The organism is Magnetospira thiophila (genome assembly GCF_054657015.1).
On record NZ_BAAHXF010000001.1, the window covers coordinates 934,680 to 954,723 of the forward strand.

A 20,044-nucleotide genomic window follows, 5' to 3' on the forward strand; every position below is an offset into this window, starting at 1 on the left:
AATGAAATGGGGCGCGGGCGTGCTGTTGTCCCTGCTGCTCGCCGCCTGCGCGCCGCGCTTGATCCCGCCCGGTGACCCCATGCAACCGCCCCGCCTGAGCGACACCGCCTTCATTGCCTCCGATGGCGCGACTCTGCCGCTGCGCCGTTGGGTCCCCGAGGGACCGCCCCGGGCAGTGGTGCTGGCGCTGCACGGGTTCAACGATTATTCCAACTTCTTCGACGCGCCCGGTGCTTTTTTGGCTGAACGGGGCCTTCTCTGTCTGGCCTATGATCAGCGGGGCTTTGGAGCGACGGCCCGTCCTGGCTCCTGGGCCGGGGTTGCGGCCTATGCCCGGGACCTGCGCGAGGTGATCAAGGCTCTGCGTGCCCCCTATCCCAACTTGCCCCTCTACGTGCTCGGCGAGAGCATGGGCGGGGCGGTGAGCCTAGTTGCCCTGAGTGCCCCCGACGCGCCCCCGGTGGAGGGGGTGATTCTGGCCGCTCCGGCGGTCTGGGCGCGCTCGACCTGGCCGTTCTATCAGCGTTGGGCGTTATGGCTGGGAGCCCATACCCTGCCCTGGCTGCCGGTCAGCGGACGGGGCCTGAATATCTGGCCGTCGGACAATGTGGAGATGCTCAAGGCCCTGGCCCGCGACCCCCTGATCATCAAGGAAACCCGCATCGACGCCATCTGGGGGCTGGCCAACCTGATGGATGCGGCCCTGGATGCCGTGCCGCAGTTCGCCAACCGGGCCTTGATCCTTTATGGCAATCGCGACGAGATCATTCCCGGCAAACCCTTTGCCCGGCTCGCCGCCACGCTGCCCCCGGCGGCGCGGGAGCGGCAGACCATCGCGCTTTACGACAGCGGCTATCACATGTTGCTGCGCGATCTTCAGGCGGCATTGGTGTGGCAGGATATCCTCGCCTGGATCGACGATCCCGCGCAGCCGCTGCCCTCGGCGGCGGACCTGCGGGCGCGGCTCCAGTTGCCGGAATGATTATCGCATCTGCATGGGTCGGACGCCATTGCGGCGCTGGGCGATGAATTCGCGCAGGTCATCCAGGGAATGCCAAGCCTCGCGGCCCCGGTCAATGCAGGTCTCGGCGGGGGCGCTCTCCAGAATGCCGCGCTGGCTGCCGTTGCGTTCGGTGAGCCAGGCAAGCCAGGTCCGATATTCTGGATCGTCGATCAGGCCCGTCTCGGCCATCTGATCAAGCGTCGATCCCAGATCAAAGACCTCGCCGCTGAACAGGCGCAGGTCTTCGGGGCAGGCGGCTTCCTGCGCCAGGGCGGGAGCGGCGGCGAGCAACAGGGCGACAACGAGATATTTCAAGAAGTAACCTCCTGGAAGAACGTCCTGTCGGCAGACTAACCGTTCTGCGGTTGCCCAGGCAAGGGCGACGCCGCTTTCGGATGATGCGGCAGATCAAACAGGAAGCTGCTGCCGACGCCGGGTTCGGACTCGACCCAGATGGTCCCGCCGTGCCGTTCGACAATGCGCTTGCACAGGGACAGACCGATACCGGTTCCCGGATAATGGGCGGGCGAATGCAGCCGCCGGAAGATTTCGAAAATGCGCGTGAAAAAGCGTTCCTCGATGCCGATGCCGTTGTCGGCCACGGTAAACCGCCAGACGTCCGCCAGCCGTTCCACGGACAGGGTAATTATCAACCTCCGCTCCGAATGGCGGTACTTGATGGCATTGCTGATCAGGTTTTGCAGCAACATGCTGATCTGCAAACTGTCGGCCCTGATCTCGGGCAGGTCACCGACGACGATTTCGGCCCCCGACTCGACCAGACTTTCGCGCAAGTTGCGCCGCACGATCTCCAGGACCTCCGCGATCCGTACTGTCCCGAAGGGTTCGGCGCGCGCCGACAGGCGGGAATATTGCAGCAATCCCTGCACCAGGGTGTTCATCCGTTTCGCCCCGTCGGCGATGAAATTCAGGTACTCCTCCGCCTCGCCATCCAGGCAGTCGCCATGTTTCTGAAGCAGCAATTGGGAAAAGCTGACAATGGCGCGCAGCGGTTCTTGAAGATCGTGGGAGGCCACATAGGCGAACCGCTCCAACTCGATATTGGACTGGGTCAATTCCTCGACCGTGCGCAGGATCTTGGCTTCGGCCTCTTTCTGCTGGGTGATGTCATGGGCGATTCCCTCCACTGATATCACCTGTCCGGCCTCGTTGCGGACCGGGCTTTCGGAAACTTCCAGCATGCGGGGGCTGCCGTTGTTGTGCCGAATCTCCACCTCGTAGGCGGGCTGTTTGACCCCGGCCAGGCTTTGACGGGTATGGGCCTTGGCCTGGATATTGATCGGGTTGTCGGTCATGTACTTCGTATAGGGACCGCAAAACGCTTCCTGGGTATAGCCCAGCATCTGGGTAACCGAAGGGCTGACATAATCGGTCACACCCTCCGGGTTGTGCGAATAAAGGAAGTATTCGCTCTCGATCTCTTCCACCAGTCGGCGGTACTTGGCTTCGCTTCTGCGCAGGTCACGCTCCGCCTGTCGCCGCGCCGTCACATCGGTCAGGATGCAGTGGGTCTGACGCACCCCGCCATCGGTCCCGTAGCCGACCTGACCCTCGATGGAGACCGTGCGGATGGCCCCTGCCCGGTTGCGGAAATCGAATTCCACGCCGTGAATCTCCCCCTGTTCCAAAAACAGCGGCAACCGCTCCTTCAAGAGATGATCCTGCTCGGGGGCCAGAAAGTCGAGGATCGGATGACCGATCACCTCGGCCCGGCGATAGCCCAGAAAATTCAGCCAGGCTTCGTTGACTTCGATGATCTGTCCACTCTCATCGAGCGACTGATAGGGCAGAGGGGCCAATTCATACAGGTTGCGAAACCGTTCCTCGCTTTTCTGAAGCCAGGCCGTCCGGTCGGCGATGCGCCGCTCCAGGGTCTCCTTGATCTCCCGCAGTTCCGCCTCGGTGGCCTTGATCAAGGTGAGGTCGGTGACGAAGGCAAAGGCGGCCACCGGATTGTTCGCCGCGTCACGCAGGGTGGTAGCGTTGAACATGGTCGGCAGTTGCGCGCCGTCCTTGCGGGTCAGGGTAACTTCGTAGGTGCGATGATCCGTGTCGCTGATTTTTGCCGTCTGGGACTTGAAAATGGCGGCATTGGCCGCATCGGTGAATTCCAGGGGCGTCCGTCCGAGCATCTCCTCCTTGCCGTAGCCGAGCATGGCGGAGAGGGCGTCGTTGACATCGAGGGTCACCCGGGTCTTTGGATCAATCACCCAGAAACCTTCCGAGGCGACGGCGACCATGGCCCGGACCCGCCGGGCCTCTTCCTGTAAATCCGTGGCCTGACGGCTCAGGCCCCGCAGTTTCCAGAGCAGGGCCAGAACGATTGCCGTCAGCACGGCGCAAAGGATCAAAAGCGGGGAACTGATCATCTGATGCGAGGCTCCCGAGCGATCAAAGGACGCCATTGTCACAAAGTATAATGCACTTTTCTTCTTCCGCCGAGACGTGGAAATTCTTTTTTCCCAAGAAATTCACAATCACGACGATTGACAGCGGGGGGGACGAAAAGGATACTCCGCGTTTTTTCGACGCGGAGCTTGGGGAAAATGGCGAAGATTCCGGTTGTGATGCCGACCTATTCCCGCACCGACATTGTGTTCGAGCGGGGCGAGGGATGCTGGTTGTTCGACACCGATGGGAAACGCTACCTGGATTTCGCCGCCGGGGTGGCGGTGAATGCGCTGGGCCACGCCCATCCCCATATGGTCCAGGCGCTGACCGAGCAGGCGGCCAAGCTGTGGCATTGCTCCAATTTGTACCGAGTCGCCGGACAGGAGAAACTGGCCGCCCGGCTGGTCGAACGGACCTTTGCCGATACCGCCTTCTTCGCCAATTCCGGAGCCGAGGCGGTGGAATGCGCGATCAAGATGGCGCGCAAATACCATTCGGCGACCGGCCATCCGGAAAAATACCGCATCATCTGCTGTAGCGGTGCCTTTCATGGGCGCACCCTGGCCACCATCGCGGCGGGCGGACAACAAAAGATGCTCGACGGCTTCGGTCCGGCGGTGGAGGGCTTCGACCATGTGCCTTTCGGCAACCTGAATGAACTGCGCGCCGCCATCGGGCCGCAAACGGCGGCCATTCTGGTCGAGCCCATCCAGGGCGAGGGCGGCATTCATGCTGCGACCCTGGATTTCCTGCGCGGCCTGCGCGCGGCAGCCGACGAGTTCGGTCTGTTGCTGATGTTCGACGAAGTGCAATGCGGGGTCGGGCGCACCGGGCGGCTGTTCGCCCATGAATGGGCCGACATCGCCCCCGACGTCATGGCGGTGGCCAAGGGGCTGGGTGGCGGATTCCCGGTCGGGGCCTGTCTGGCCAACGAGAAAGCCGCCGTCGGCATGACTCCGGGCTCCCACGGCAGCACCTATGGCGGCAATCCGTTGGCCATGGCGGTGGCCAACGCGGTGCTTGATGTGTTGACCGAAGACGGATTCCTGGCCCGGGTCGAAGCCATGGGAGAAAAACTGGGCCAGGGCTTGGATGCCTTGAAGGCCGCCTATCCCACTGTGCTCGCCGAGACCCGTGGCATGGGGCTGATGCGGGGGCTGCAATGCGTTCCCACGGTGACCCCCGCCGACTTTATCACCAAGGCCCGCGCTCAGGGACTGCTGCTGGTTCCGGCGGGCGACAACGTGGTGCGACTGTTGCCGCCGCTGATCATCGGCGCGGATGAAATCGACGCGGCACTTTCCATACTCGCGACGGTCTGTCGCGGGATTGCAGAGGAGCAAACGGCATGAGCCCGACGCTGAAACACTTTCTCGATCTGGACCAGTTGGACAGCGAAACCTTGCGCACCATTCTGGACATCGGACGCGCCTACAAGACCGGGGCCCGCATGGACCTGCCGCTGGAGGGCCGCACCCTGGCGATGATTTTCGAAAAGCCCTCGACCCGCACCCGGGTTTCGTTCGAGGTGGCGGCCCACCAACTGGGCGGCAACACGGTAATCATGGACGACACCACCACCCAACTGGGGCGCGGCGAAACGGTGGCCGACACGGCACGGGTCCTGTCACGCTATGTGGATGTGATCATGATTCGCACCAACGATCCGGCCAAGCTGATCGAGTTGGCCAGCCATGCCACGGTGCCGGTGATCAACGGCCTGACCGATGCTTCGCACCCCTGCCAGTTGATGGCCGACGTGATGACCATTGAGGAACATCGGGGCGACATCGCCGGGCAGATCGTTGCCTGGTGCGGCGACGGCAACAACGTGGCCGATTCCTTCATCCAGGCGGCGGCCCGGTTCCAATTCACCCTGCGACTGGCCTGCCCGCCGGAGCTTTCGCCCAACCCGAAGGTGGTGCAATGGGCGCGGGCTCAGGGGGCCGAAATCGTCGTCACCGATGATCCGGCCACCGCCGTGCGCGGGGCCGATTGCGTGGTCACCGATACCTGGGTCTCCATGGGCGATGCGGATGAAGATCTGCGTCACCGGCGGCTCAAGCCGTTCCAGGTCAATGAAGACCTGATGACCCTGGCCAAGGCCGATGCCCTGTTCCTGCATTGCCTGCCGGCCCATCGCGGCGAGGAGGTCACCGAGGGGGTGATCGACGGCCCCTGGTCGGTGGTCTGGGACGAGGCGGAAAACCGCCTGCATGCGCAAAAGGGCGTCCTTGCCTGGTGCCTCGACCGATGATTGACGATCTCATTCAGCCGTTCCAGGTCGAACCCTGCGGCCTGCGCGGGCGGCTGGTCCGGCTCGGTCCGGCGGTGCAAGACCTGTTGGCAAAACAACATTACCCGCAAGCGGTCTCCGAATTGGTCGGACAGGCCGCAGCCTTGGCGGCGCTGCTCGCCTCGTCGCTCAAATACGACGGCCTATTCAGCCTGCAAATACGCGGTGACGGCCCGGTTTCCCTGCTCGTGATCGACGTGACCTCCAGTGGCGACCTGCGCGGCTACGCCCGTTTCGATGTGGACCGTCTGTCTTCCCTGCCGCACCTGCCCCAGGGCGAGGAAGTGCCGCGTCTGCTCGGGGCCGGACACATGGCCTTCACCGTCGATCTGGGATCAGACAGTGAGCGCTATCAGGGGCTGATCGAACTGGAAGGCGCCACCCTGGCCGAATGTGCCCAGACCTATTTCCGCAAGTCCGAACAGCTCGAAACGGCCCTGCTGCTGGCCAGCGACGGCCAACGCGCCGGGGGCCTGATGATCCAGCGACTGCCCCTCGCCCCCAAGGAGGACCCGGACGAGGCGGAAGAAAACTGGCGGCGCGGGGTCATCCTGGCCTCCAGCGCCCGCCCGGCGGAACTGCTCGACAGCACGTTGACCGCCCCGGACCTGTTGCTGCGCCTGTATTTCGAAGACGGCGTGCGGGTGTATGACCCTCGCCCGCTGCGGTTTCGCTGCCGCTGTTCGCGGGAAAAGGTGGTGACCACCCTGCGGGCTTTTCCCCAGGACGAAGTGGCCCAGATGGTGGTGGACGGTCACCTGGACGTGACCTGCGAATTCTGCCAGACCGTGTATGACTTCGATGCCCAGGAGGTGGCGGACCTGTTTTCTCCGATCTAGTGGATCGAATTACATAAAATTCATTACGAAATAGCAACAAATGTGACCTAGATCACATATTCAAGTACTATCTGATCGCATAATGAATGCACGCTCACTCAGGAGCGACGCGCGCATTATTGGGAATCAGGAGACGGATATGGCCGAGCGCATGATTGACGATCTGGACCAGGACGACGACGCCCCGCGTCATGGCCCCGGTACCGAAGATCAAGACCCTGCCCTTTGGAACGATATGACCAGCCAGAGTCTGGACGAGGCCGAGGAGCAGGATCTGGTGCGCCAACCCACCGGCGAGGATGAAGACCTCACCACCATGGGCAATGTGCAGTCGACCCAAAGGCAGACCCAGGAAGCCATTGAGCAGGGGGGAGCCGTGGTCGGCGCTGCAGACTCCATTCAGATAGACGGCACCGACATTGGGCCAACCGGCTTCACCGGCCATTTGCTGTCCGATCGACTGGATCAAACCGGCGACGCCCCGGAAGTGCGGGTGCAGGAAATCGCCTTCCAGGGCACCCGGGTGGCATTCGACGAACCGCAGCATGTGCAAACGGATGATCAGGGACGGGAATTCGTTCACATCGAAACCAACAGCGGCCAACTGATTGTCTTCCAGAATGGCGACTACCAATTTCTCCCCGTCGAAGGTGTGACCCTCAACGCTGTGAACGAAGACTTCCAGATCCTGCTATCGGACCTGAATGGCGAAACCACGACGGTCACACTGACCCTCGACGGGGAAAACGACGTGTTGCTCGCCGAAGTGGACGTCAACCACGGCCCGGTGGCGGTTGCCGATACGGGCAGCACCTCCGAGGACAGCAGCGTCACTCTGAACGTTCTGAGCAACGATTCGGACGTGGATGGAGACAGCCTGAGCATCGCTGCGGCGGAAATCACCAACGGCAGCGGAACGGTGACCATCAACGACGACGGCACCCTGAGCTACGATCCGGGCGACGCCTATCAGAGCCTGGGCGATGGCGAAACGGCGCAGGTCGAGATCACCTACACCATCTCCGACGGTCAGGGCGGCACCAGCACGGCCACCGCTAACGTCACGGTCACCGGCAGCAATGACGCCCCGGTGATCGACTCATCCCTGTTCACCAACGGCAACAACAATGTCAATCTGGAAACAGCGGACGCCGACTATGGGGAAAGCAAGATCTATGATGCTCTAGGCGGCCACGATACGGTACAGGGCGGCAGCCTGAACGACACCATTATCGGCGGCGCGGGCAACGACAACCTGTACGGCAACGCCGGGGATGATGTGTTCCTGGTCAATTCCGAGGACGGCTGGGACCGCTTCTCCGGCGGCGACGGCGAGGATACCGTTGTGGCCACCTCCGGCGACGACATCATCACCACCGACCACTTCGGCGACAGCCGCACCGTGGAGACCATTGACGCCGGGGACGGTACCGACACCATCATGGGCTCGTCGGGCAACAACACCCTGGACTTCTCCAACACCACCCTGGTCGGCGTCGAGGCCATCGACGGCGGGGCCGGGCATGACACCATTCGGGGCTCGGCGGATGCCGACACCATTATCGGCGGCGCGGGCAACGACAACCTGTACGGCAACGCCGGGGACGATGTGTTCCTGGTCAATTCCGAGGACGGCTGGGACCGCTTCTCCGGCGGCGACGGCGAGGATACCGTTGTGGCCACCTCCGGCGACGACATCATCACCACCGACCACTTCGGCGACAGCCGCACCGTGGAGACCATCGACGCCGGGGACGGCACCGACACCATCATGGGCTCGTCGGGCAACAACACCCTGGACTTCTCCAATACCACCCTGGTCGGCGTCGAGGCCATCGACGGCGGGGCCGGGCATGACACCATTCGGGGCTCGGCGGATGCCGACACCATCATCGGCGGCGCGGGCAACGACAACCTGTACGGCAACGCCGGGGACGATGTGTTCCTGGTCAATTCCGAGGACGGCTGGGACCGCTTCTCCGGTGGCGACGGCGAGGATACCGTTGTGGCCACCTCCGGCGACGACATCATCACCACCGACCACTTCGGCGACAGCCGCACCGTGGAGACCATCGACGCCGGGGACGGCACCGACACCATCATGGGCTCGTCGGGCAACAACACCCTGGACTTCTCCAACACCACCCTGGTCGGCGTCGAGGCCATCGACGGCGGGGCCGGGCATGACACCATTCGGGGCTCGGCGGATGCCGACACCATTATCGGCGGCGCGGGCAACGACAACCTGTACGGCAACGCCGGGGACGATGTGTTCCTGGTCAATTCCGAGGACGGCTGGGACCGCTTCTCCGGCGGCGACGGCGAGGATACCGTTGTGGCCACCTCCGGCGACGACATCATCACCACCGACCACTTCGGCGACAGCCGCACCGTGGAGACCATCGACGCCGGGGACGGCACCGACACCATCATGGGCTCGTCGGGCAACAACACCCTGGACTTCTCCAACACCACCCTGGTCGGCGTCGAGGCCATCGACGGCGGGGCCGGGCATGACACCATTCGGGGCTCGGCGGATGCCGACACCATTATCGGCGGCGCGGGCAACGACAACCTGTACGGCAACGCCGGGGACGATGTGTTCCTGGTCAATTCCGAGGACGGTTGGGACCGCTTCTCCGGCGGCGACGGCGAGGATACCGTTGTGGCCACCTCCGGCGACGACATCATCACCACCGACCACTTCGGCGACAGCCGCACCGTGGAGACCATTGACGCCGGGGACGGTACCGACACCATCATGGGCTCGTCGGGCAACAACACCCTGGACTTCTCCAACACCACCCTGGTCGGCGTCGAGGCCATCGACGGCGGGGCCGGGCATGACACCATTCGGGGCTCGGCGGATGCCGACACCATTATCGGCGGCGCGGGCAACGACAACCTGTACGGCAACGCCGGGGACGATGTGTTGATTGGCGGCGAAGGGAATGACCGCCTTTATGGTGGCGATGGCGACGATACCTTTATTTGGGGTGCCGGTGGCGGCAACGACTCCGTCTATGGCGGCAGTGATTGGACCGACATCGTCCATCTGGATGCATCGAGCAAGGGCGCCGATGCCAGCGGCTGGGAGATCCAAACCGAGGGCGGCGAGACTTTCACCATCGACCCCAACAACTCGGATCAGGATGTTCATAATTTCACCGCAGGCACCAATGGCACGGTGACCGACCTGGATACCGGCGAGGTCTTGACCTTCAACGGCATTGAAGGAATCGAATGGGGCTGATCTTGTTTCCGGACCACGAACGTGGCACCATGGGTCCATGATCCGGATGACAGCCTTTTCGAGGACCGTGCTCGGCTTCCTTGTGCTCACTGTGGCGGCCTGCGGCACGGCCCCCCCCGAGCGCGCACAACTGTCGCTGCGCTTCACCCAGGAGTCTCCCCTGCAACTGGATGTGACCGGGGTGCGCATCGAATCGCGCTACTACCCACCCATGCAGGCGCCCAACGTGGACCATGAATTTCCGGTGCCGCCTCTCACCGCGTTGCGCAACTGGGCGACTGATCGCCTTGAGGCCCACGGCACCAACGGGCTGGCCGTGATGGTAATCGAGGATGCCAGCGCCATTCAGGAAAACCTGGCCACCGACAAGGGGCTGACCGGCCTGTTCAAGGACGAACAGTCGGACCGCTACCGGGTGCATGTGGCCGCCAGGCTGGAAATCCGCGACACCATGGGCAATGTCAAGGCCACCGCCTCCGCCCAGGCGAGCCGCACGGTGACCACCCCCGAGGGCATCACCCTGGCCAAGCGGGATCGGGTCTGGTTTGAACTGACCGACGAGCTGATGCAGGCCTTCGACGACGAAATGGAACGTCAGATCCGCCTCTATGAGGCCAGCTGGATCAGGTAAATTTGCTCAATGCAGTTCGGCCCGCAGTTGCTGACGCAGCATGTCGATGGGCACCAACTTGCCTTCCACGTCGAAATTCCAGAACTGCCAGCCGTTGCAGCTCGGCGCGTTCTGCACATGCGCCCCGACCTTATGGATGGAGCCCCTGAAATCGGCGGAAATCAGGGTGCCGTCGGCGCGCACCCGGGCCGAATGGCGTTTGCGCGGCCCATAGAGCACCGTCCCCGGTTCCAAGAGTCCGCGCTCCACCAGCCAGCCAAAGGGGATGCGGGGTTCTTCGCGCTTGGAGGGGGTGTTGACCAGTTCCGGGTCCGGGGCCGGTTGCACCTGAGCGATACGCTTGCGGGCCACCTCAATGTATGTTGGATCACGTTCGATGCCCAGGTAGCGCCGACACAGGCGTTTGGCCACCGCGCCGGTGGTGCCGCTGCCGAAAAACGGATCGAGCACCACATCGCCCACTTCCGTCGAGGCCATGATGACCCGATGCAACAGGGCTTCCGGTTTCTGGGTCGGGTGGGCCTTGTCGCCGTTATGGTCCTTGATCCGCTCGCCGCCGGTGCAAATGGGCAGATACCAATCGGAACGCATCTGCAAATCCTCGTTCAGCGCCTTCATGGAGTCGTAGTTGAAGCGGTACTTGGAGTCCTTGGACTTGGCCACCCAGAGCATGGTCTCGTGGGCATTGGTGAAACGCCGCCCACGGAAGTTCGGCATCGGATTGGCCTTGCGCCAGACGATGTCGTTGAGCATCCAGTATTCCAGATCCTGGAGGATCGAGCCGACGCGATAGATGTTGTGATATGAACCGATCACCCACAAGGTGCCATCTGGTTTCAGTACCCGACGAGCCTCCGACAGCCAGCGCCGGGTGAAGCTATCGTAGGCCCCAAATGTGTCGAACTTGTCCCAGGCATCGTCCACCCCATCGACCACCGAATTATTGGGCCGCAGCAATTCCCCATCCAATTGCAGGTTATAGGGCGGGTCGGCAAAGATCATGTCGATGCAGCCCTCGGGCAGCGATTCCAAGGCGGCGATGCTGTCTCCCTGAATGATGCGGTCGGTTTGCAGGAGCGTTTTTTTGCGCGTGGCCACGATTTGGGTCCCCCAAGAGTCGGCGTGAAGGACCCAATTGAATCAAACACATGTTAATAAATGTTTGCGCCTAGATATGGAATCTCAGGACTCTCCGGGACTCAACATCTTGCGGATGGGGGCAAAGGACCTGCGATGGTGGGGGGTGAGACCCAAGCGCGCCAGCCCCGCCTGATGGGCCTTGGTGCCGTATCCGGCATTGGCCGCCCAGCCGTAGCCCGGCCAATCCGCATCCAGTTGTGTCATCAACCGATCCCGGGTCACCTTGGCGATGATGGAGGCCGCCGCAATGCTTAAGGAGCGCCCGTCGCCGCCGACCACCGCCTCGGCGGGACAGGGCAGGGCGGGCGGAATCCTGTTGCCGTCAATCAGGGTCGCCGCCGGGACCTCTGGCAAAGCCGCCACCGCCCTGCACATGGCAAGAAAGGTCGCCTGGAGAATATTCAGCGCGTCGATTTCTTCCACCGTGGCCGCGCCGAGCCCCACTTGTGCCGTGGCCAGGATCGGCTCGAACAGCGCGTCGCGGCGTTTGGCAGTGAGTTTCTTGGAATCGTCGAGTCCCTCGGGGAGCCGGGTCGGGTCCAGAATCACCGCGCAGGCCACCACCGGCCCGGCCCAGGGTCCGCGCCCCACTTCGTCCACCCCGGCCACGGGAGCCCCGAATCGCGCCGCCAGCGCCTGTTCGAACGCCAGGTCAGGCATGGGATGACATTATACATGGTAGCATATTGATATATTCAACAATCTTATATAGTGTGGTCAAGAGTTGGGATGACAGTCTAGACTCTGTCGTCAATGGGGCAAAGGGGGAGCATCATGGAAGAGTCGGTCGCCATCACCGAGGCGGTTGTGCCTGAGCAGAATGAGGGCCTGGATTTCACCGGTCGGCGCGCCCCCCTGTTCGGGCTGTTGCTGAAAAACACCCTTCTGACCCTCATCACCGTCGGCATCTACCGCTTCTGGGCCAAGACCCACCTGCGGCGCTATTTCTGGAATCACCTGCGACTCGGCGACGATCATTTGGAATACCTGGGCACCGGCGGTGAATTGTTCAAAGGCTTCCTGTTCGCTTTGATCATCCTGTTTCCCATCGGCATGTTTTACGGCCTTGTCCTGCAATTCATCGGCAGCCCGGACGAGGCCCTGTATCAGGTGGTCAATGCCAGTCAGTTCCTGGTCTATTTCATGCTGGCTCAGATCGCCATCTTCCGCCTGACCCGCTATCGCCTCAGCCGCACCGCCTGGCGTGGCGTGCGTTTCGGACTGGATGGCAAATCCTTGGAATATCTCAAGATTGCCCTGCTGTGGAGCCTGCTGACCCTGCTCACCCTGGGTGTCGCCTATCCCTGGATGAGGGTGGCGCTGACCCGCTACAAGGCGACCCACGCCCGCTTCGGTGAGGGGTCGTTCGGGTTTGAGCTGGCCCCCGGCGCCGTCAAAACGTTGCTGTTGCCCTGGCTGAGCTATCTCGGTTGTCTGCTGCTCGCCTTTGCCTTGGTTTCCTTCGGTATATTCATGATTATGACCGCCGAGCAGACTGAAACCCCCTTGGACATGGAGATGTTGGGTCTCGGGGGCATTTCCGTGGCGATTCTCATTTTTCTGTCCTTCGTCCCTTACTATTGGTACCGGGTGCGCGAGGCCCGCTTGATTGTCGGGGCACTGGCCTTTGAGCAAGCGCGATTTTTCTCCCATATCCGGTTTGGCATGGTTGCCTTGTTGGGTATCCTGACGGGCTTGGCCAGCATTGCCTTGCTCCTGTTCCTGGTTGTGTCACCCTTGATGGGCCTGTCCGCGACGGACGAGTCTCAGACGGCGGTGGCGTTTGGAATGGCTTACCTGGGACTGATCGGTTTTATTTTTTTGCAGAACATCCTGGTCACCCTGGTGCTGGTCTATCCGTTGTTGCGTCACTTCTGTCAGACCTTCGAGAGTACCGGCCTGGAGCCGCTCAAGGCCGTGGCCCAATCCTCCGCGCCCTATCCTCTGCATGGCGAGGGGCTGGCCGACGGGCTGGACGTGGGGGCGTTCTAGGTTTTGCTTCAGGGAGCCTTCCATGACGGCCAAAGTGCCCAACGCCATGATGTGACGGTGGATCGCGAGGCCGACGCTCTGATCCTGCGCGACGGGGCGGGCAGCCTGCTGGCCCGTTGGCCGCTGACCGAGGTGCGGCGGGTGGACCGACCGGACGGCACCCGCCCGGGGCGTCTCAGCCTGGGCCGGGACGATGCGGCGCGGCTGTTGCTGGAGCAGGCGGCGTACGAGACCGTCGCAGCCTGGTGTCCGACGCTGACCAAACGGGATATCTCCTGGAACAGCCATGGTCGGCCCTTTCTGCTGTGGACCGGCGCGGCGGTACTTTCTGTAACCTTATTGTTCGCTTTTATCATCCCCTGGATGGCGCGGGTGATCGCCCTGTCCCTGCCCAGCCCCTGGGAAGCGGAGTTGGGGAAAGCCAGCGAGGACCTGCTGGTCCGCGTGGTGGCGCGGATCGAACATAAAAGCCCCGAGCAGATGATCTGCGCCGAGGGGCCGGGCCTGGAAATCCTGCAACGCCTGCTCCGGCAAATGGTGGCACAACCGGTCCTGGGGCTAACCCAGCCGCCGACCCTGGCGGTTCTCGATACCGATCTGGTCAACGCGCTGGCCCTGCCCGGCGGACGCATGGTGCTCCTGCGCGGGCTGATCGACGAGGCCAAACATCCCAACGAACTGCTTGGCGTGCTGGCCCACGAAATGGGGCATTTGGCGAAACGTCATCCGACCGAGATGGCGGTACAGACGGTCGGCACATCGGTGCTCTTGTCCCTGCTGATCGGCGATGCGACCGGCGGCACCGGTCTGACCCTGATGGGTGAATCGCTGATCAATGGAGCCTATTCCCGCGACAAGGAACGGGCCGCCGATGCCGTGGCCGTGGAGACGTTGGCGGCGGCAGGCTGGGACCCTCGGCCCTTCGCGCTGTTTTTCGACCGTTTGGCCAAGCAGCAGGGGGGCCTGGAAGAACACCTTTCCTGGATCTCCAGCCATCCCCTGTCCGAAGACCGCGCCGCCGCCATACGCGCCGCCCAGGGACCGTCGGGCATCGCCATGACCGACCTGGAATGGGCGCGGGTGCGGACCATCTGCAAGGGTCAGAACAGCGCCAATTGATCTCCCGGACGCGGCGGCGGGGCGAAGCGGCTGCAATCCAGGTTCGGCGGAGTCAGGGAATCGTCCAGTCCCAGTTTGCGCGCGATGATCTTCATCCGTTGCGACAACAACCGGGCGATGGGTCCACTGCCGCTCATGCGCAGATGAAAGCGCGGGTCGCTCAGATTGCCCTCCCGGCACTGGCGAATGAGCGACAGCACTCGGTCCGCCCGTTTGGGGCGATGCACCCGCAGCCATTCCACGAACAGCGCTTCGAGTTCTTGCGGCAACTTGATGAGCAGATACATGCCATGCGACGCCCCGGCTGCCTTCCCGGCGGTCAAAATGGCTTCCAATTCGTGATCATTCAGCCCCGGGATCATCGGGGCCGCCATCACCCCGGTCGGCACCCCGGCATGGGCCAGCGTCGCAACCGTGCGCAATCGCTTGCCCGGTGTGGCAGCGCGCGGCTCCAGGGCCCGGGCCAAAGGGTCATCCAGGGTGGTGATCGACAGACAGGCCCGCGCCATCCCGGCACGGGCCATCGGTCCAATCAGATCCAGATCCCGCGTGATCAGCCCGGACTTGGTGACAATGGTGAACGGATGTTGGTATTTGACCAATACTTCTAGAATGCTGCGGGTGATGTTCAGGCCCCGCTCGATGGGCTGGTAGGGGTCCGTGTTGGTGCCCAGGGCGATCGGCGCGCAACGGTAGCCGGGCTTGCGCAGTTCCTGTTCCAGCAAGGCCGCCGCTTCGGGCTTGGCCCACAGGCGGGTTTCGAAATCCAGCCCCGGCGACAAACCAAGCCAGGCATGGCTGGGGCGGGCATAGCAATAGACGCAGCCATGCTCACAGCCCCGGTAAGGATTGATGGAGCGGTCGAACGGAATGTCCGGCGAGGTGTTGCGGGTCAGGATGCTGCGCGCGCGCTCCATTTCCACCGTGGTGCGCAGCGGTGGCAGGTCGTCTTCGATGGTGTCCCAGCCGTCATCCAGCGGCCGCCGCTGATGCGGGTCGTAACGTACATCGGGATTGCCGACGGCACCGCGTCCAGGACGCGGACGGGCGGCGGGCCGGGGGTCATCCATGGATCTCTCCGGGCCGGAACAACAAGAACAAACACAGAATATAATTTCCTCCCCTGCTTGTCCATGGGATGCTATAGAGCCTGCATGCTGTCGATCATCATTCCGACCCTGAATGCCGCCGCCACCCTGCCGGGCACCCTGGACTCCTTGAGCGAACCGCCGACGGAGACGGAGATCATCGTGGCCGACGGCGGTTCAGTGGACGGCACGCCTATCCTGGCCAAACGGCGCGGCGTACAAGTGGTCAAATCCGAACCCGGGCGCGGCGTACAGTTGGCTGCCGGGGCGCGCGTGGCCCGAGGTGAATGGCTGCTGTTTCTACATGGGGATACCCGGTTGCGCCCCGAATGGCGGCAGGCGACCCGCGATTTCATCACCGACCCGCTGAACTGGGAGCGGGCGGGCTATTTCCGGTTTGCCCTCGACGACCCGGCCCCGGCGGCGCGACGGCTGGAACGGATGGTCGCCTGGCGTTGTCACACCTTCAACCTGCCCTACGGTGACCAAGGCTTGTTGCTGTCCCGAACCTATTACGACAAAATCGGCGGCTATGCCCCGCTGCCCTTGATGGAAGACGTGGACATTCTGCAACGGGTCGGGCTGACCCGGCTGATCGAACTGGAGGCCGATGCGGTGACCTCCGCCGTGCGCTATCAGCGCGACGGCTATCTGTGGCGTCCCCTGCGCAATCTGTCGCTGCTCACTTTATATCTGCTCGGGGTGCCGCCAGAACAGTTGGTCAAATATTATGGCTGACCATTTGGTCCTGTTCGCCAAGGCACCGCGATTAGGGCGGGTCAAGACCCGTCTCGCCCGGAAAATCGGTGACATTTCCGCCTGGGCCTTTTATCGCCATTGTCTGCGCCAGACCCTGCGCCGCCTGGGTAACGATTCACGTTGGAAATCCTGGCTCGCCGTTACCCCGGACCTTAGCCGTTCGGCCCCCATCTGGCCGCAGGGATGGCGGGTGATCGGTCAGGGGCCGGGAGACCTGGGGGGGCGCATGTTGCGCCCGTTGCGCGACCTGCCGCCGGGGCCGGTGGTCATCGTCGGCAGTGACATTCCTGAGCTTGGCGCGGCCCAGGTCGCCGCCGCGTTCCATAAGTTGGGGGATCATGATGCGGTTTTCGGCCCGGCCCGCGATGGCGGCTATTGGCTGGTGGGACTGCGCCGCCGCCCCCGTCTGCCCCGGGACCTGTTCGCCAACGTGCACTGGTCGAGCCCCCAGGCGCTGGCCGACACCCTGGCCAACCTGCAAGGATATCGGGTGGCATTGCTGGACCCGCTGTCCGACGTGGACGATGGCGCGGATTATGGGGTCTGGCTCAAGTCGCGCAGGATTTCCGGTAGATAGGGCGCGGCCTCGTCCCGGCTCATGCCTGGCCGCAACGAGGGATGGTACAAGGCCCGCAGCAGCAGGAGATCCTGCCAGGCCGCATCGGGGCGGACGCTGGACTCATGCAACAGGGACCCCACAATGAGATCCGAATCGTCGAGCAATCCGAAAGCCTGAAAAATCTCCTCGGCCAGACAATGGTCGATCTGGGCGGCCGACAGGGGGGCAATGTCGATTTCCGCCCGCTGAATCACACCCGCTGCATCATGGGTGACTTCCGTATAACAGGGCGCCGATTGACCGGCGGCCCGATACACGGTGCCCGGCGCCACCAGCCGTACAACGAAATTCGCCGTGCCCTCCCGCTTCACCGCACGGTGGGCCAGCCCGGCAAACCCCTGGATCAACTGCCGGGCCTGATCTTCCAGACGCCGCGGCATGGCCCCCTCGAACCGGGGCACGATGGGGCTTTCCCAGCGCAACAGACGACCGGCCCGCTGCCCGCCGAATCGCTCGCTGGAGAAGGCGACCCGTTCGAACTGGGCGACCAGCAGCGCCTGTTGGGCGGTCAGGGGAACCTCATCGGTTTCCTGGCAGCCCGAAAGGAGCAGAAAAACCAGAACCATCGAGAAGCGGCGCACGTTTCAGAGATGCTCTTTGAGGCGCGGCATCAGTTCGACGAAATTGCACGGCATGTGGCGGGCATCCAGTTGGTGCACCAGGATGTCGTCCCAGCCGTCCTTGCAGGCCCCGTTGGAGCCGGGCAGCGCGAACAGATAGGTGCCGTTGGCGATTCCCGCCGTGGCCCGGGATTGTACGGTGGAGGTCTTGATCTTCTGGAAACTGATCCAGCGGAACAGTTCGCCGAATCCTGGGATTTCCTTTTCGCAGACTTTGGCAAAAGCCTCGGGAGTCACGTCGCGACCGGTCAGGCCGGTGCCGCCGGTGGAGATGATCACATCAATCAACGGATTGGAAATCCAGCGATTCAACAGCGCGACCAGATCCGCCACGTCGTCCTTGACGATAGCCCGCTCCAGCACCACATGCCCCGCCGCCTCGGCGCGATCCACCAGAACTTGGCCGGAGGTGTCCGTTTCAAGGGTGCGGCTGTCCGAGACGGTCAAAATACCGATATTGACCGGCACAAAGTCACGCTTACCTTCGATTTTCGCCATTTTTCGCCACCACCGTTGGATTGGAATCCAGGGCAATGTAACTGGGCCAGCGCCCGGCGGCAATGGCGGTCAACGACGGCAGGTCCTGACCCAGGCGATGCCGATAAATCCACAGGTTGGTCAACACCCGTTCGACAAAGCTGCGGGTTTCACGCAACGGGATGCTTTCCATGAACAGCAACGGGTCGTCGTTATGGCGGTTATGGCGCATCCATTTGGACAGATTGCCCGGCCCACCGTTCCAGGCAGCAATCAAACGCATCACATCACCGCCCACCGCCGGTTCGTCGAGCAGCATCTGGATGTATTTTTGCCCCAATTCCAAATTGACGTCCGGGTCATGCAAGGTCTTGCGGTTGGTGCCGTGCAGCTTGCGGTCCCCGGCGACGAAGCTGGCAGTACGGGGCATGAGCTGTAACAAGCCGCGCGCCCCCATGTGGCTCTTGGCATCGGCATTGAAGGCCGATTCCTGTCGCATGATGGCGAACAACAGCGCTCGGTCGATGCTGTATCCCTCCTTGGGATTGAGCGCCGGAAGCGGAAAGGCAAAGGATTCGGGAGCCTCCCGGCCATACAGCGCGCGGGCCAGACGCAGCGCCGCCTCGGCCAACCCGGCCCGGTCGGCGAGGATCAGGGCCTGTTGCGCCGCGTCCTTGCCGCCCCGTCGGGCCAGCAGTCGTATCTCTTGTTCCGCATCATCCTGTCGGCCCACCTGCATCAGCGCCAGCACCCGCTGTCCGGACAGACTGTCGCGGACTTCCAGCAACGCCGCATCTTCCAGATCGCCGCCGCGCCATTGGAACGGCAGGTCCTCGCCCAACAGGCCCAGGGCCAGCAGCCCGTAAAAGCTGCGCGGATGCTCGGCCGCCTGACGCAGCCGCTCATTGACCTTTTCCGGCGCCCCACCGACCAGGGCGGCACGGGCGGCCCAGAAGGCGGCGGCGGATTTCAGGCTGTCGTCGGCGTAGCGCGAGTCGATCACTGATGCGAAATGATCCGCCGCCAGATCCAGTTTTCCCAGATGCCAGGCGGCCAGCCCGGCGATCCAGTGGGCGCTGGGCACCCGCTTGCCGGAGCGCCCGGCCGCCTTGCTGGCCCAGTCGTAGGCCCATTGCTCGCGGCCGTCGCCCAGATAGGCCATGCCCAGCGCGGCGGCCAGGGAATCGTATTCGGCGTTGGACAGCAATTTGCGAGCTTCGTCCGTATCGAGCAGCCGCTTGGCCGATTTGGTATAGCCGTGGCGCAGCCGGTTCTTGGTCAGCCGCTCGATCTGCCCGGCCCGTTGACGATCCTTGTCGGACAGTCCAGAACGCCGGGGCAGCGGCTTATCGGCGTCGCTGCGGGTGATCTGAACCCCATCCAGGCGCGATTCCCCAAGCGGCTTCGACGGCCATTTCCAATTCTTGGGACGACGCTGAACGGCCAATTTGTAGATGGTCTTGGCTTGCGGCAGATCTGCGTAGCGATCCATCCAGTCCGACAGTTCCTGAAACTTGGAACGATAGCCGGTGGGATGCAGGTAACGCTGGGCCAGCACATGCCCCATCAGCACGGGATTTTCCAGCTCGGCAATGCGCTTGTCGGCGGCGGACCAGCGGGCGGTTTTCTGCAATTGAAAGATTTCCCGATAGCGGGTGACGTCGGCCTCTCCGAGCACCGACGGCATGGCGGTCGGATTGGCGTCCAACAGACCGTCGGGCAGGGTAGCGATCAGAGACTCGGCCAATGCGCTGAAAGTTGTTCCAGCAACTCCCAGGCCTATCACCAAGGCGACA

Annotated in this window: 18 protein-coding genes; 10 read left to right on the top strand and 8 right to left on the bottom strand. The window is 63.1% G+C overall.

The features are described from left to right. Nucleotide 1 precedes the first annotated feature (1 nt). A complete protein-coding gene (locus ACYQ1P_RS04580) occupies nucleotides 2-982 on the top strand; it encodes an alpha/beta hydrolase (protein ID WP_460019165.1) in 981 nt (326 codons plus the stop codon). Here the strand turns inward: ACYQ1P_RS04580 and ACYQ1P_RS04585 are convergent, their stop codons facing one another. Then, nucleotides 983-1,318 carry a hypothetical protein gene (locus ACYQ1P_RS04585; RefSeq protein ID WP_460019166.1) on the bottom strand — a complete coding sequence of 112 codons (336 nt, stop codon included), beginning with the start codon at nucleotides 1,316-1,318 and terminating at the stop codon, nucleotides 983-985. Between the two features lie 35 nt (nucleotides 1,319-1,353). Then, nucleotides 1,354-3,393, bottom strand: coding sequence for a PAS domain-containing sensor histidine kinase (locus tag ACYQ1P_RS04590; protein WP_460019167.1), 2,040 nt, complete (start codon nucleotides 3,391-3,393; stop codon nucleotides 1,354-1,356). A gap of 177 nt (nucleotides 3,394-3,570) precedes the next feature. Between ACYQ1P_RS04590 and ACYQ1P_RS04595 the strand changes: the two genes are divergently transcribed. From ACYQ1P_RS04595 to ACYQ1P_RS04615, 5 genes are all read left to right on the top strand, one after another. Continuing rightward, the gene (locus ACYQ1P_RS04595; RefSeq protein ID WP_460019168.1) at nucleotides 3,571-4,767 is read left to right on the top strand and encodes an aspartate aminotransferase family protein; all 1,197 of its coding nucleotides are present in this window, start codon (nucleotides 3,571-3,573) and stop codon (nucleotides 4,765-4,767) included. Further along, nucleotides 4,764-5,672 carry an ornithine carbamoyltransferase gene (argF, locus tag ACYQ1P_RS04600; protein WP_460019169.1) on the top strand — a complete coding sequence of 303 codons (909 nt, stop codon included), beginning with the start codon at nucleotides 4,764-4,766 and terminating at the stop codon, nucleotides 5,670-5,672. The genes ACYQ1P_RS04595 and argF overlap by 4 nt, the downstream gene beginning before the upstream one ends. Next, nucleotides 5,669-6,550 carry an Hsp33 family molecular chaperone HslO gene (gene hslO / locus ACYQ1P_RS04605; RefSeq protein WP_460019170.1) on the top strand — a complete coding sequence of 294 codons (882 nt, stop codon included), beginning with the start codon at nucleotides 5,669-5,671 and terminating at the stop codon, nucleotides 6,548-6,550. The genes argF and hslO overlap by 4 nt, the downstream gene beginning before the upstream one ends. 139 nt (nucleotides 6,551-6,689) lie before the next feature. After that, nucleotides 6,690-9,803, top strand: a complete 3,114-nt coding sequence (locus ACYQ1P_RS04610; protein WP_460019171.1) for an Ig-like domain-containing protein — start codon at nucleotides 6,690-6,692, stop codon at nucleotides 9,801-9,803. Nucleotides 9,804-9,840: 37 nt separating this feature from the next. Then, nucleotides 9,841-10,434, top strand: a complete 594-nt coding sequence (locus ACYQ1P_RS04615; protein WP_460019172.1) for a hypothetical protein — start codon at nucleotides 9,841-9,843, stop codon at nucleotides 10,432-10,434. 6 nt (nucleotides 10,435-10,440) lie between these two features. Here the strand turns inward: ACYQ1P_RS04615 and ACYQ1P_RS04620 are convergent, their stop codons facing one another. Then, the gene (locus ACYQ1P_RS04620) at nucleotides 10,441-11,532 is read right to left on the bottom strand and encodes a site-specific DNA-methyltransferase (protein WP_460019173.1); all 1,092 of its coding nucleotides are present in this window, start codon (nucleotides 11,530-11,532) and stop codon (nucleotides 10,441-10,443) included. 84 nt (nucleotides 11,533-11,616) lie between these two features. Further along, nucleotides 11,617-12,234, bottom strand: coding sequence for a ribonuclease HII (locus ACYQ1P_RS04625; protein WP_460019174.1), 618 nt, complete (start codon nucleotides 12,232-12,234; stop codon nucleotides 11,617-11,619). 114 nt (nucleotides 12,235-12,348) lie between these two features. Between ACYQ1P_RS04625 and ACYQ1P_RS04630 the strand changes: the two genes are divergently transcribed. Both ACYQ1P_RS04630 and ACYQ1P_RS04635 read left to right on the top strand, forming a co-directional pair. Next, the gene (locus ACYQ1P_RS04630) at nucleotides 12,349-13,566 is read left to right on the top strand and encodes a DUF898 family protein (RefSeq protein WP_460019175.1); all 1,218 of its coding nucleotides are present in this window, start codon (nucleotides 12,349-12,351) and stop codon (nucleotides 13,564-13,566) included. 3 nt (nucleotides 13,567-13,569) lie between these two features. Beyond that, entirely contained in the window at nucleotides 13,570-14,685 is a 1,116-nt protein-coding gene (locus ACYQ1P_RS04635; RefSeq protein ID WP_460019176.1) for a M48 family metallopeptidase, read from the top strand. On the opposite strand, the gene ACYQ1P_RS04640 is transcribed toward ACYQ1P_RS04635, so the two are convergent. After that, entirely contained in the window at nucleotides 14,667-15,755 is a 1,089-nt protein-coding gene (locus tag ACYQ1P_RS04640; protein WP_460019177.1) for a PA0069 family radical SAM protein, read from the bottom strand. The two genes, ACYQ1P_RS04635 and ACYQ1P_RS04640, sit on opposite strands and share 19 nt — an antisense overlap. An 84-nt stretch (nucleotides 15,756-15,839) precedes the next feature. Here ACYQ1P_RS04640 and ACYQ1P_RS04645 point away from each other — a divergent pair, with 84 nt between their 5' ends. Both ACYQ1P_RS04645 and ACYQ1P_RS04650 read left to right on the top strand, forming a co-directional pair. Further along, complete coding sequence (locus ACYQ1P_RS04645) at nucleotides 15,840-16,511, top strand: TIGR04283 family arsenosugar biosynthesis glycosyltransferase (protein WP_460019178.1); 672 nt, start codon at nucleotides 15,840-15,842, stop codon at nucleotides 16,509-16,511. Continuing rightward, nucleotides 16,504-17,109, top strand: a complete 606-nt coding sequence (locus tag ACYQ1P_RS04650) for a TIGR04282 family arsenosugar biosynthesis glycosyltransferase (RefSeq protein WP_460019179.1) — start codon at nucleotides 16,504-16,506, stop codon at nucleotides 17,107-17,109. The genes ACYQ1P_RS04645 and ACYQ1P_RS04650 overlap by 8 nt, the downstream gene beginning before the upstream one ends. Here the strand turns inward: ACYQ1P_RS04650 and ACYQ1P_RS04655 are convergent. From ACYQ1P_RS04655 to ACYQ1P_RS04665, 3 genes are read right to left on the bottom strand one after another with little or no spacing between them, the layout of a single operon-like run. Continuing rightward, nucleotides 17,067-17,732, bottom strand: coding sequence for a DUF2927 domain-containing protein (locus ACYQ1P_RS04655; RefSeq protein WP_460019180.1), 666 nt, complete (start codon nucleotides 17,730-17,732; stop codon nucleotides 17,067-17,069). The two genes, ACYQ1P_RS04650 and ACYQ1P_RS04655, sit on opposite strands and share 43 nt — an antisense overlap. A gap of 3 nt (nucleotides 17,733-17,735) precedes the next feature. Continuing rightward, entirely contained in the window at nucleotides 17,736-18,269 is a 534-nt protein-coding gene (gene moaB / locus ACYQ1P_RS04660; RefSeq protein WP_460019181.1) for a molybdenum cofactor biosynthesis protein B, read from the bottom strand. Next, nucleotides 18,250-19,995, bottom strand: coding sequence for a lytic transglycosylase domain-containing protein (locus ACYQ1P_RS04665; protein ID WP_460019182.1), 1,746 nt, complete (start codon nucleotides 19,993-19,995; stop codon nucleotides 18,250-18,252). Before ACYQ1P_RS04665 ends, moaB begins: the two co-directional genes overlap by 20 nt. Nucleotides 19,996-20,044 lie beyond the last annotated feature (49 nt).